Genomic DNA, 12,301 nt, shown 5'->3' on the forward strand with positions numbered 1-12,301 from the left:
GCGGCGTGTTCTCGGTCGGTGGCGGGGAGGGGATCTTCGCGTACAGCTTGGGCAGGTAGACCGACCGGCTTTACCGCAATCTCAAGGTTGGGTGACGCTCGACGAGTTGAATATCGAAATCCATCTCGCCAAGGAAGGCATGGTGCTATCGCGGGATTCCCGCTCGTCGGAAAAGTTCATACATGGCATCAAAGTGTTGATGGCCAAGAACTACATCGACAACCTTTCCGAGGAAGCCCGCAAGGGACGGATGGAAAAGGCGGAGCAGGGAATCTGGCCATCCAAAGCGCCGCTTGGCTACATCAACTACGCCCAAGGGTGGCAAGAAGGTCATCGAACCTCATCCAGAACTAGCACCGGCGGTTACCAGGCTGTTCGAGCGCTATGCGACTGGACAGTATTTGCTCAAGGGACTCACTAACGCTACACACGCTGACGGGCTCATCTACCCGAAGAGCGGCAACTCGGTGCCGGTCAGCACGGTGCATTCCATCTTGCACAATCGGCTCTACACCGGAAGACGGGCGATAAGCTGGACAACGTCCTGCTTATCGCCCGTCGCTTTAAGCTACATTGTCATCATCGGTATCGCTGTCCTGTGAATCGTCATATGCGTCGTCGAGACGATCCATTTCGGCGTAATCGTTCTGCGTACCGGTGTTCTTGTCATCGCTGTAGTAGTTGTTAATGACCGTCTCGCTGGCACCAGTTTGCGGCGCGCTGCCGGTTCCGGCGCCCGGGCCGCCAAACAACGAATTACCGCCCATCATGTTCTTGATGCCCTCGAACATGAGTGCGCCTCCCGCCACGCCGGCTGCCGTGCTCAACGCGCCCTGCAGAAAGCCGCCGCCTTGGGCCTGTGGTTGCGGCGGTGCCGCCCAGCGCCCGGCCTGTGGCTGCTGCCCTTGTGGTGGATATCCGTCCTGGGGAGCTGTGCCGCTGCCCCAGGGTCCGCTGAAACGACCGGGAGACGGCTGGGACGACTGTGCACTTTGGGAGCTGCCGAAGATCGAACCCAGCAAGCCGCCAGACTGCGGTTGTGTGGGCGGCGCATTCTGCAAATCCTTCACCTGCGCTTCCAATGCCTGGATGCGCTCGTGACATGCGTTCAGGCCATGTTCCTGGACGATGACAGCCTGAGCCAGGAGATAAGGGGCCGAAGGCTGGCTTTTAATCTGGTTCAGAATGAAACGCTCGGCTTCGGGGTCACGTGGAGTATCAGCCGCCTGCCTTGTACGATCAAAGAGGTTACTGAGAAGGTTCTGTTCATCGGCATTCATTTTCAACCACCTCCTTTTTAGGCGAAATATGATCTCGATCCAGATTCATGGCATTTAAATGGCTTTACCAAAATGTAATCTTGCAGCTGCAGCTGCTCTACCGGATATTTATTTAGCCGGATAAATGGCTGTGGACAGCGGAAACGTCAAAACGTTGCCAGCCAGAACATCCGAAGTTTCGTTCCCTGGAACGAGTTCACAATCGGTTCGGCATAGTGCTGGAGAAGACAGTCCGGCGCAGTGCGATTTCGAAAGGCGGACGCCCCGGTTTTGACGTGGTCTTGAAGTTCAAGATGCTGGTGCTTCAGGCGTTGCATGGGCTTTCGTTGTAACAGACGGACTACCTTGTGCGGGACCGGCTGACCCGGCGCCGCGTGGGGCATGTTGAGCAGGTTGATGTCGACGAGCGGAAAATCCCCGCCGACATCACCGAACGCCGCATGGCCAGTGACGCCCCTGACCGGAGCAATGTTTTTGCCGTCCGCAACCTCCCCACTCAAAGCCTAGGCAAGCAGATCGGCAGCGGTGGTGCGAGCTGGCTCAACCAGGAGCTGGCGTCACCCAACTGGAGGCCGCTCGCAGAAGCTCGCTTCAGCCGAGGGGTTATGGAAGCGTTTGCGCGCCGCCGCCAAAACCTTGTCGATCAGGACCAAGCCACGCGGCTTGACGTTGGCAGCATCCGCACCCAAAGACCCATCGCCCGATTTGAGGTCACCGAGATCGCTGCGTCGGCCGCGCGCGAGCCGCCGAGCGTGGGCTGACCTATTCCCCCAGCAAGCCAGGCGAGTACGTCACTGGATGCCTTCCGCCGTTGCCTGGCTCGCTAGCGGGCACTTCGCGATGATGGGAGGTTGGCTCGGCTTTCAGTTCGTTCCTTGGCAGCCCGTTCTCGAAAAACAGATTGGCACACACTTCTCTGGCGTCATGTGCAAGGCCGGTGGCATCGAATGGACTCTCGGCAGGCAGCGCGGACTCGGATTGTAAGTCGATCCGCAACGGCGTATCCTTTTACTGCTGGTGAGAAATGGGATCAGAACGGCGTCTGGCCGCCAAGGCCAAACCGCTACGCAGGGGTGCTGATGCGTCCGCCTTGACCGTCTGCCACCGCCCCGGTCGAGTTTCTTCAAACAGACAATACGGATTGTGCGCGCAGTTGCGCTCCCATCCGGGAACAGAAGTGTGCGTCGCACGATGAGGCCAGCGATGGATGGTTTTTGTGAAATGAGTTGCTAGCGGTATATTTATCTTATTAGTGAGGTGAAGGATCATCGGCTTTCGGGATGACGGGCTGCAGGCATTCTTCGTAGACGATGTCCGCTCCCGCTGCACTGCGCCTGATTTTGAAGTTCGGTTGTTCTGCAAGCTCCAGATGATCGACGATGCTGTAACCGATCAGGACTGGTGCTTGCCGCCAAGCAACCATGTCGAAAAGCTGCGTGGCAATCTGGTTGTGAATTGGCAGCTGCGAACGAATACCGTTCTTCCACGCCAGCAGAGAGGTAGCTATGTCGGTTCCCTATTTCTCACTAAGCGGCATCGCCTATCCAGACGATTTGAAGCTACTAAAAGGCGTCTATGATGACATTTGCATCTGCGAAGGCATTCCATGCGGAAGCCAAATGGCAGAAGATTTGGCGATGGCCACAATGGATTTGTTTTCGCAGGGCGTGTTCGATGAAGCAGAAATTCGCGAGAGTTTGAGATTGTTCCTCAACCGGAAAACACATTGAACGAAAGGTAGTTTATCCGAAGTTGCCGACCGCCGTCGCGATCGACGCATTCTTCAATCTCTCCGCCCGCACGTTTCGGATTTTCTTCTCTTTGGGAGCCCAATCCCAGATAAGCTTTGTCGTCCAGGTTCGAGGCAAGACAACGCTGCTAATTTTGTTGCCACGCTCCAAATACGTCGATGAATCGATGTAACATCCTATTGTGTGTGCTGGTTGAGCAAAGTCTCCAACTCGTCAAGCTTCTCGTTGACCAGCCAACCGTAGTAGTTTTCAACCGGCAGCTTTTGCGCCTTGCGGCCTGCTGTTGCTCGCAATTCCGCTGCGCGGCGCCTGGGTTGACCGACATTGTATAGGGTGGCGGTGATGCCTGGGTTGCGTGAGATATCGTAGCCTTGTTCTGCATAGGCATCGATGGAATCCCGCACGATCGCGGCGATGTAGATGATCGATCGGTCGGGATCCATGATGTCGCGATAGATCGCCTGGGGTTTGTCAGTTGTCAGCTTGGGCAAGCCGCTGACCTTGTGAACCAGGTCGGTGACCTCCAAGGCGGTGAGAGGGCTGATCTGACCGAAGCCGAATGTCTGTCCCGCGTAAAAAGGCTGGAAGAACGCGCGCTGGAAGGTCACAGGCTCGTAGGCTACGCCGTCCACCGTTTTTCCGCGAAAGGCATCTTGCCATACCTGGTCGCGGCAGTTCCACAGCGCGGCGCTGCCTGTCTCGGCTTTACAGTGGGCGAATTCCGGACGGTCGAGGAAGGTCTGCAACGACACTCCCTTGTAGCGGAAGACGAAGTCCGCATTGGCATAGGCCAGCGCCTTCACATAGTAGGTCTGCGCGCTGCCGACCGCGCTCACATTGTAGGTGTGCTCACCTACCAATGCACCGACGATATGGATCGGATCGATATCATAGGCTTCTGCTGCCTTATGGATCTGCGCCATCAGGGTTTTTTCTCGCCCGAGCAGGGCGATGATCTGAGCGTATTTGGCCTCGTAAGTCGTGTTGAAGGCCCGTGTTCTCTGGGCAGACGCTGTGGGAATTGTGGGCTGAACGTGAGAGCGGTTGCCCGGTGGGACAACCACCATCTTGTCGGCTCGGGCAGATGCAATCCACGGATCCGCCGCTATGAAGATCGCAATAGCGGCCAAACCAACCATCTTCCAGGCACGCATATCGGTCCTCGCCTCAGCCGCTTCTTCCGCAACCAACCTTATCGACTTCATTCTGTCCATGCCAAGCGGAGGTGGCGCCGAAAACCGAACGATATCCAGTCGGTCATCTGGTGCGTGAATTTTGCCAGAATTGGAAGCCGCGTGTTCCAGCGTCGTACGGTCGCACTGCATCGATGTCCAAGGCGCGGGAACTGGATGCGGGCGGCTGTTCGTTCTGCTCAGGCACGAGGGTGAGGCTTCTCGAATTAACCGCGCCTATCGACTCTACCACGAAGGGGATCGTAGGAGCTGGCCACCGCCGGAAGGTCACAGGTTTGCATGTCGCCACGGCTCGCCCAAGGGCGCAGTTGATGTCCGTCTGAATACCGATGAACGAACGCCATTTGGCCGCAGCTGGACAATTCCTCGTCTACGACGCCAGCCGCGAAAGCCGGATCGCAAATTTTTGTTTTCGCTTGACTCTTTGAGTGGGGCAGCTGACAAGTGAAAAACATGACTTCTCCAGTAAGGTATTTGCGCGCCGCCGACAGACGATGCGTGGCAGGGGTTGTCTTGTCTTACAGCGCAAACAAGCATCGAGGACGCTAATGAACATGCAATCCATTACAGCGGCGCTTGCACTCGCTCTCCTGACCATGGGGTCCGGCTCGGTTCTGGCGAAAGAAATCCCGGTGGGCACACCTCACTCCGAGGCCGGCATGGAGATCGGCGCGGTCTATCTTCAGCCCATCGAGATGGAGCCGGAAGGGATGATGCGCCCGGCCAAGGATTCCGACGTGCACCTCGAGGCCGACATCAAAGCTGGAAAAGGCAACACGAACGGCTTTGCCGAGGGCGATTGGATGCCCTATCTCGTCGTCTCCTACGAGCTGACCCACGTCGACAATGGCAACACGCAGAAGGGCGATTTCATGCCCATGGTGGCCAATGACGGGCCGCACTATGGCGACAACGTGAAGCTCGATGGACCGGGTAAATATAAGCTGAAGCTGACCATTTCCCCGCCTTCAGCCAATATGCACGCGCATTTCGGCCGTCACGTCGACAAGGAGACCGGCGTCGGCGAGTGGTTCAAGCCATTCACCGTCGACTACGATTTTGTCTACGCCGGAACCGGCAAGAAAGGCGCGTACTGATCCGATGTCGGCGCGCGGGTGGATCATCGCAGCCCTGGCCGGACTGTGGATTGCATCAGCATCATCGGCCGCGCTGGCCGACGACCCGACCTTCAGGATCGAATTCAGGGACGGCGCCATCTCACCGCTTCGCCTAGAGGTGCCCGCCAGGATGCGCATTCGGATCGAGTTGGCAAACATGGGGGATATGCCGGCTGAGTTCGAGAGCCTGGAACTGCGCAAGGAAAAGGTCGTTGCGCCGCATTCCGAGGCTGTGATGGTCATTCGCACACTCGACCCCGGCGAATACCCCTTTTTCGACGATTTCCACCCCGGCGCGGCGCCAGCCGTTCTCGTTGCGAAGTAGCTCTGCCATGGGCACGCAAGATTTCAATGTCCTGTTCGTTATCTGGCGAGAGTGCATCGAGGCGCTGCTCGTCATCGGCATTCTCAATGCTTGGCTCGGGAAGCGCCCTGTCGCCGAACGCCGGTCGGGACGGTTATGGCTGTGGTCCGGGGTTGTCGTCGGTCTGGTGGGAGCCGTCGCGCTCGCGTTTCTACTTTTGACGGTAGGCGACGCATTGGGTGACGACTCGCAGGAGTATTTCCAGACAGCCATCGTTCTGCTCGCCGCCGCCCTTATCGTCCAGATGGTATTCTGGATGCGCAGGCATGGCCGCACGCTGAAATCCGAACTCCACGCCTCACTGAGCGAGGTCGCGGACCGGTCGAACTGGTTTGGCGTGTTCGCCCTGGCAACGCTGGCCGTGCTGCGCGAGGGCAGCGAGGCCGCGGTGTTCCTCTATGGGACCATGGCTGGCGTTTCCGCTTCGAATTTCGGAGCCGCGATCGCGGCCGTCCTAGGCATCGTCGCCGCGCTTGCCACCTATTGGCTGCTCCAGATCGGCGGCAAGATCCTGTCGTGGCGGACATTCTTCCGGGTGACCGAGGTGATGCTTCTGTTTCTGGCTGCATCCCTACTCCTCTCAGGCATCGACCATCTGATTTCGCTCGGCCTGTTGCCCTCGCTGTCGGGGCGACTATGGGATACCTCGCCGCTGCTACCGGACAGCGGCATGGCGGGTGGCGTCATTTCCGGCCTCACCGGTTACCGCGCCCGCCCTGTGATGATCGAACTGCTCGCCTTCGCGGCATACTGGACTTTGGTGATATGGTTGCTCAACCGACCCCGTGCAGCCCAGCCGGCTTGAGCCTTCGGTCGGGCAGCCACGCAAGAGCCGCTACAAAGCGCGCGGGGGAGTGGCTGCGTGACCATCAGAACGCGATCCGATGGCTTCAATGGATCATCGTTGTGGCCTATGTGCTGCTGTTGATAGTCCCGGTGCTTGCACCGATGCCGACACGGTTGTCGCACATATGGTCCGACGCTGTGCTGTTTGCCCAGTTCGCGTTCTGGGGCATCTGGTGGCCTTTCGTGCTGGTCAGCATGGTCCTGGTCGGCCGTTCGTGGTGCGGCCTGTTCTGCCCGGAAGGCGCACTGGCGGAAGCGGTCAGCCGTCACAGCCTAGCCCGAGCCATACCGCGCTGGATGAAGTGGAAAGGCTGGCCATTCGTCGCCTTCGCTTGCACGACCATCTACGGGCAAATGGTTAGCGTCTACCAATATCCGAAACCAGTCATCATTGTGCTGGGAGGGTCGACGCTCGCCGCCGTGACCGTCGGCTTCCTATACGGTCGCGACAAGCGAGTGTGGTGTCGCTATCTCTGCCCGGTCAATGGCGTCTTTGCGTTGCTGTCGAAGCTCGCGCCACTGCATTACCGCGTCGATAAGGCGAACTGGGTCGCATGGCGTCGTGTGCCTGGTGGGCCCACCCCCTTCGTCAACTGCGCGCCTCTTGTGCCGATCCGTACCATGCAGGGCGGATCGGCCTGTCACATGTGCGGACGCTGCGCCGGGTTCAAACAGGCGGTCGCACTGGAAATCCGCTCTCCATCGCACGAGATCGTCAATGTCGCCGGCGACGAGCCAAAGCCATGGGAAACGTTCCTGATCGTGTTCGGTCTGATGGGGCTGGCGGCCGGTGCATTCCAGTGGGCCTCCAGTCCTCTTTACGTGACGGCTCGGCAGCATATCGCCGAATGGCTGGTCGAGCATGCCGGCACCGCGCTCATCGAACCCCGCCTGCCTTGGTGGATCCTGACCAACTATCCTGACCAGAACGACATGATGACGCCTTTGGACGGCGCCCTCATGATTGCCTATGTGCTGGCGATCGCTTGCCTGACGACCATGGCCGTCGGCACGGCGCTAGCCTTTGCAACGCGCGCGCTCGGGGCGTTCCAGGCCGCCCCTCTCCATCACCTTGCGCAATGCCTGATCCCGATGGCGGGCTGTGGGGTGTTCCTCGGTCTGTCTATGACGACCGTGACGCTGCTGCGCCGCGAAGGCCTGTCGCTCGGCTTCGTTGACGCCGTGCGAGCCTGTCTCCTGCTCGGCTCCGCCCTATGGTGCCTTTGGCTGGCATGGAAGGTTTCCGCCCGCTATTCCCGCTCCATTGGGCGCAGGCTTGTCGCTATGGTCGGCATTGCCGCCGCCGTGCTGTTCGGCGCAGGTAACTGGTGGCTGCTGTTCTGGGTTTGGTGAGTCTGCTTAAGCTTCGAGACGAGGTAAAATTCGTCGCTCAGGCGCTGACAACTCCGGTTTCCTCGCGGAACCGTCGCCACGATTTCGCAAAACTGTCATCCGCAGCCGCTAGGGCTTGCCGGCATCACGGGGCTGGCGATGTCGGGCATCACAGGTCAATTTGCCGGGACGGCAGCCATCGAGCTGCGCGCGCTTGCGTTCTCCTATGGCGAAACAGCGATCCTACGCAATATCGGCCTCGACCTCGAGCGCGGCCGCACCCTGGCGCTGTTGGGGCCTTCGGGCTGTGGCAAGACCACGCTTCTGCGTCTACTCGCCGGGCTACTCGCCCCGACTATAGGGACGATCTCGATCGGCGGGCGGTTGATGGCCGATGCAAACGCCAGGCTGTTCGTGCCTCCGGAACGGCGCGGGCTCGGCATGGTGTTCCAAGACTATGCGCTCTGGCCGCATATGAGCGTGGCTGGCAATGTCGCCTTTCCGCTGGAGATGGCGGGCCTTGGTCGGGCCGAGATTGAGCACCGCGTCATGGCTGTGCTTGACCGTGTCGGTCTTGCCCCGCTAGCAGCGCGCGGACCGGGCGACCTGTCCGGCGGCCAGCAACAACGTGTTGCGATAGCTCGCGCTATCGTTGGCGAACCGGGGCTGCTGTTGTTCGACGAACCGCTGTCCAACCTCGACCGCGAGCTGCGTGAGGCACTTGCGGTCGATCTCGCCGCGCTTCTTTCCGATCTTGGTGTCAGCGCCGTCTATGTCACCCACGACCAGGGCGAGGCCTTCACCATCGCAGACCAGGTCGCCGTCATGCGGGGCGGTGCGATCATCCAGTGCGCCGAACCGCAGACGCTGGTCTCCGCCCCTGCCAGCGTCGAGGTAGCGGAATTCCTGAAGCTCGGCACGGTGGTCGAGGCCGAGCGACAGGCAGACGGTGCATGGCAACTTTGCGGCACCGGCATCCATTTGGCGCCAGGATCGGAAGGTCCGGCTGCAGCCGCCCGCGCGCGCATCATGCTGGGCCGCAAGGCGATCGATGTGCTTGCCCCGGAGGCGGCAGATGCAAACGGCCAAGTGGTACGCGCGCTGTTCCGCGGCGATTCCTATGCACTGTCGGTTGCGCTTGGCGAAGGGGCTGCGCGCGTCGTGGTCGAAACCGTCAGCGGATTGCGCCGCACCGTCGGCGAGAAGGTCGGGCTCGCCATCGAGCCCGGGGGACTTCGCTGGTTTCCGGCGAATTGACAAGGAAAGGAACGAACCTGATGCGCATTTCCCTTTTTGTGATGTCGACCTTGGCGGGCTTGGCGCTTTCTGCTTCGACAGCGCTGGCCGACATTACAGTCTACACGGCTGGCCCGGCCAAGCTGATCGAAGATCTCGCCGCTGGCTTCACCGCCAGCACCGGCGTGAAGGTCAATATCTTCCAGGCCACCACCGGCAAGGTCATGGCCCGTATCGAATCGGAGGCCGCCAATCCGGTCGTCGACGTGTTGATCTCAGCCTCCTGGGACACGGCCACCGACTTCGCCAAGCGCGGCTGGTTGGTGCCCTATACCAGCCCGAACGCAACCTCAGTGCCCGATTTCCTGAAGTCCGACACCGCGGTTGCCCAAGGGGTCTCAGCGCTCGCTATCGCCTGGAACCCCAAGAGCGGCACGCCGAAGCCGGCCGATTGGAGCGACCTTGCCAAGGCAGACTACAAGGATCTGGTCAACATCCCTGACCCGGCACAGTCCGGCTCGTCCTTCGAGCTGACTGCCGCGCTTGAGGCCGAGAGCGGCTGGAAACTGTTTGAGGCGCTGAAAGGCAATGGGGCTGCCGTTGCCGGCGCCAATGCAGAGGCTCTTAATCCCGTGCTGCAGGGTGCCAAGGCTGCTGTCTTCGGCGCCGTCGACTACATCTCGCTCGCCGGCCGCAAGAAGGGCGAATCGATCGAAGTCATCTTCCCGGCTTCCGGCACGGTGATCGCACCACGGCCGATGATGATCCTCAACTGGTCGAAGCAGCAAGACGACGCCAAGCGCTTCGTCGACTATGTTCTGTCCGATGAAGGCCAGACCAAGGTTGCCGCCATCGAGCTGATGCCGGCGCGCGCCGACATTAAAGCCGACCGACCGCTCGTCGGTGACCTCAAGGTGCTGAAGATCGACACCGACGCCGTCTACTCCAAGCGCAAGGACACGCTGGCCAAGTTCAACGCCATCTTCGCCAACTAGGTTAAGGCGATGGGGACGATGGAAGTGGCGCGGTCTGCCGAGGATGGCGGGGCGATCGCTTTCTCGTCCCCCGACCTCCCCGGGTCGAGGAAAGCGCGCAGGGGATTACGGTCGGGCGGTACCTCGCCGGCCATGTGGGTGGCCGCAGCCGGACTTGTCTTGGTCGTGGTGGTGCCCTTCACCTTCGTTATCCTGCAGGCCATTTTTCCGGAACTGGGGCGCGGCTCGCTCGCAGCGCCGTTCTCCGCATTGGCGCCGACCCTGTCCGATCCGGCCTTGCTGCGGCTGGCGCTGAACACGGTGGGGCTCGGCATCGCCGTAGCCGTATTCTCGTCGCTCATCGCGGTGCCGCTTGCCTTGTTCCGCGCCTGGTTCCTCGTGCCGGGCGCGGTGGTGTGGGACGCGCTGATGCTCGTGCCATTCATGATCCCGCCCTATATCGCTACGCTCGGCTGGATCATGACGTTGCAGCCACGCGGCTACCTGCAGCAGCTTACCGGTTTCAATCTCGCTGCCTTCCTGTTCTCCGTCCCTGGCATGGCCTTCGTCATGTCGCTAAATTGCTTTCCCGTCGTCTATTTCGCCATGACGCGAACGCTTGCCGCCGTTGGCGCGCGATATGCCGATGTCGGGCGCGTTTTCGGCGCCTCGCCCTGGCAGGCCTTCTGGCGCATCACATTGCCGCTTTCGCTCCCCGGTCTGGCGGCAAGCCTGCTGTTGGTCTTCGCCATGGCGATCGAGGAATATGGCACGCCGGCGGCGCTCGGCCACCGCATCGGTTTCACCGTGCTGGTGACGGAGATCGAGCTACGCGTCTCGGATTGGCCGGTCGACCTATCTGGCGCCTCTATTATAGCGCTGGTTTTGGTCCTGCTGTCGTTCTCGGCTTTCCTCGTGCAGCGGCGCCTATTGTCGGCCAGGAACTTCCAGACCGTGAGCGGCAAGCCGCAAGCCATAGTCAAGCGGCCGCTGGGCTTGCTCGCAGTGCCGGTGCTCGCGCTGTTTGCGCTGGTCGCCTTCATTGCTGCCGGCGCACCGCTTCTAGCCATCCTTGCCACCGCGCTGTCACGCACCATTTCCGGCGGCCTCGCGCCGGATAACCTGACGCTGCAGAATTTCACTAACATCTGGGAAGACGGCGCCGGCGCGCTCAAGGCTCTTTCGCTGTCCCTCTCGCTCGGCGTTGCCACGGCGTTGGTCACCGGCCTGCTCGGTGCGATTGCCTCATATATCGTGGTCAAGACGAAGGTGCGCGGCCGCTTTGTGCTCGATATGCTCACCGTCATCCCCAATGCACTTCCCGGCGTCGTCGTGGCGGTGGGGCTAATCCTTGCCTGGAACCAGCCGTGGCTACCCATCACGCCCTACAACACCTCGCTGATACTGCTGCTCGCCTATTGCTGCATCCTGCTGCCGCAACCGGTGCGTTACACCACTGCGGCTTTTCACCAGATCGCCGACAATCTCGAAGCTGCGGCGCGGGTAGCCGGCGCTTCGAGCGCGGTGGCATTCCGGCGTATCCTGCTGCCGCTGATCCTGCCCAATCTCGTCGCCTCGATGCTGTTCGTCTTCGCTGTTGCCACACGCGAACTGGTGGCCTCGCTGCTGGTGGCGCCGGTCGGCGTGCACACCGTGGCCAGCTTCATCTGGCGACAGTTCGAGCAGGGCTCGGTCGGCCTCGGCATGGCAATGGCCTTCGTCGCCATCATCCTCACCGCGCTGATCCCATTCCTGGTGCTTTCAGCCCTCCGGCGCTTCGCCATGCGCCAAGATGTGCTGTGAGCCGGGCCGAGAGTCGCCTCGAAGTCATCAAGATCGCGAAACGAACCGGCTCACCTCCGGCGGTATCGCCGAGGCTGGCCAGCGCTATCGATTCACCGCCAACCGGCATTATCGGCAGGTGTCCGGCTTCAAGCGCAGAAGGCTCCAATTTTTTTGCGTCGGAACCTGTTCCTTTTTTTGCAAAGGGCAAGCAGTTCGCCGAGAGCCGCTTCGTCGGGCGTCTCGCCTGTCACAATCCGGCGCAGGGCATCCCTTTTGCCAGAGCGGGCGATCGACCGACCAGTCTAGGATGGTTCCAGTACGGTTTTGTTGGTCTGCTTGTTCGCCCCATTGCCCCCAACCACGTGACCGTTTCCCTCAGTGTCCGTTCTAAAAAGAAGTAAGTGATTTCAGCGGATTGTGGT

Annotated in this window: 15 protein-coding genes and 1 pseudogene; 14 read left to right on the forward strand and 2 right to left on the reverse strand. The window is 60.6% G+C overall.

The genetic code is table 11. From position 1 onward, the window contains the following. The first annotated feature begins 91 nt into the window (after positions 1–91). Both FZF13_RS29335 and FZF13_RS29340 read left to right on the forward strand, forming a co-directional pair. On the forward strand, positions 92–421 hold the full coding sequence (locus FZF13_RS29335) for a recombinase family protein (RefSeq protein ID WP_024925886.1): 330 nt from the start codon (positions 92–94) through the stop codon (positions 419–421). Continuing rightward, positions 402–602, forward strand: a complete 201-nt coding sequence (locus FZF13_RS29340) for a hypothetical protein (protein WP_244431380.1) — start codon at positions 402–404, stop codon at positions 600–602. The genes FZF13_RS29335 and FZF13_RS29340 overlap by 20 nt, the downstream gene beginning before the upstream one ends. On the opposite strand, the gene FZF13_RS21415 is transcribed toward FZF13_RS29340, so the two are convergent. Then, positions 564–1,280 (reverse strand): DUF2076 domain-containing protein, encoded by a 717-nt coding sequence (locus FZF13_RS21415; RefSeq protein WP_036255442.1) that lies wholly within the window; start codon positions 1,278–1,280, stop codon positions 564–566. The two genes, FZF13_RS29340 and FZF13_RS21415, sit on opposite strands and share 39 nt — an antisense overlap. 347 nt (positions 1,281–1,627) lie before the next feature. Here FZF13_RS21415 and FZF13_RS29450 point away from each other — a divergent pair, with 347 nt between their 5' ends. The 4 genes and pseudogenes from FZF13_RS29450 to FZF13_RS21440 all read left to right on the forward strand — a co-directional run bounded on the left by FZF13_RS29450 (position 1,628) and on the right by FZF13_RS21440 (position 3,010). Then, the gene (locus FZF13_RS29450; protein ID WP_051512229.1) at positions 1,628–2,041 is read left to right on the forward strand and encodes a DUF3363 domain-containing protein; all 414 of its coding nucleotides are present in this window, start codon (positions 1,628–1,630) and stop codon (positions 2,039–2,041) included. 82 nt (positions 2,042–2,123) lie between these two features. After that, a complete protein-coding gene (locus FZF13_RS29455; RefSeq protein ID WP_281350946.1) occupies positions 2,124–2,264 on the forward strand; it encodes a DUF3363 domain-containing protein in 141 nt (46 codons plus the stop codon). Positions 2,265–2,544: 280 nt separating this feature from the next. Beyond that, positions 2,545–2,754: pseudogene (locus FZF13_RS29350) on the forward strand (type II toxin-antitoxin system RelE/ParE family toxin); the annotation flags it as partial. A gap of 31 nt (positions 2,755–2,785) precedes the next feature. Next, positions 2,786–3,010, forward strand: coding sequence for a hypothetical protein (locus FZF13_RS21440; RefSeq protein WP_024925881.1), 225 nt, complete (start codon positions 2,786–2,788; stop codon positions 3,008–3,010). A gap of 197 nt (positions 3,011–3,207) precedes the next feature. Here FZF13_RS21440 and FZF13_RS21445 read toward each other — a convergent pair whose 3' ends face one another. Next, on the reverse strand, positions 3,208–4,185 hold the full coding sequence (locus FZF13_RS21445) for a DUF1402 family protein (RefSeq protein ID WP_024925880.1): 978 nt from the start codon (positions 4,183–4,185) through the stop codon (positions 3,208–3,210). A 593-nt stretch (positions 4,186–4,778) separates the two neighbouring features. Between FZF13_RS21445 and FZF13_RS21450 the strand changes: the two genes are divergently transcribed. The 8 genes from FZF13_RS21450 to FZF13_RS21485 all read left to right on the forward strand — a co-directional run bounded on the left by FZF13_RS21450 (position 4,779) and on the right by FZF13_RS21485 (position 12,280). Then, positions 4,779–5,321: an iron transporter gene (locus tag FZF13_RS21450; protein WP_024925879.1), complete on the forward strand. Its 543-nt coding sequence runs from the start codon at positions 4,779–4,781 to the stop codon at positions 5,319–5,321. A gap of 4 nt (positions 5,322–5,325) precedes the next feature. Further along, positions 5,326–5,667: a cupredoxin domain-containing protein gene (locus FZF13_RS21455; RefSeq protein WP_024925878.1), complete on the forward strand. Its 342-nt coding sequence runs from the start codon at positions 5,326–5,328 to the stop codon at positions 5,665–5,667. 7 nt (positions 5,668–5,674) lie between these two features. Continuing rightward, a complete protein-coding gene (locus tag FZF13_RS21460; protein WP_024925877.1) occupies positions 5,675–6,511 on the forward strand; it encodes an FTR1 family iron permease in 837 nt (278 codons plus the stop codon). Continuing rightward, entirely contained in the window at positions 6,472–7,905 is a 1,434-nt protein-coding gene (locus FZF13_RS21465; RefSeq protein WP_024925876.1) for a 4Fe-4S binding protein, read from the forward strand. Before FZF13_RS21460 ends, FZF13_RS21465 begins: the two co-directional genes overlap by 40 nt. A 138-nt stretch (positions 7,906–8,043) precedes the next feature. Further along, a complete protein-coding gene (locus FZF13_RS21470; RefSeq protein WP_036255447.1) occupies positions 8,044–9,141 on the forward strand; it encodes an ABC transporter ATP-binding protein in 1,098 nt (365 codons plus the stop codon). 20 nt (positions 9,142–9,161) lie between these two features. Beyond that, positions 9,162–10,115 carry an extracellular solute-binding protein gene (locus tag FZF13_RS21475; protein WP_024925874.1) on the forward strand — a complete coding sequence of 318 codons (954 nt, stop codon included), beginning with the start codon at positions 9,162–9,164 and terminating at the stop codon, positions 10,113–10,115. 132 nt (positions 10,116–10,247) lie between these two features. After that, positions 10,248–11,897: an ABC transporter permease gene (locus FZF13_RS21480; protein ID WP_024925873.1), complete on the forward strand. Its 1,650-nt coding sequence runs from the start codon at positions 10,248–10,250 to the stop codon at positions 11,895–11,897. Next, on the forward strand, positions 11,894–12,280 hold the full coding sequence (locus FZF13_RS21485; protein ID WP_137900813.1) for a hypothetical protein: 387 nt from the start codon (positions 11,894–11,896) through the stop codon (positions 12,278–12,280). The genes FZF13_RS21480 and FZF13_RS21485 overlap by 4 nt, the downstream gene beginning before the upstream one ends. Positions 12,281–12,301 lie beyond the last annotated feature (21 nt).

Origin of the sequence: Mesorhizobium terrae (genome assembly GCF_008727715.1) — a bacterium.
In the GTDB taxonomy this organism is placed as follows: domain Bacteria; phylum Pseudomonadota; class Alphaproteobacteria; order Rhizobiales; family Rhizobiaceae; genus Mesorhizobium; species Mesorhizobium terrae.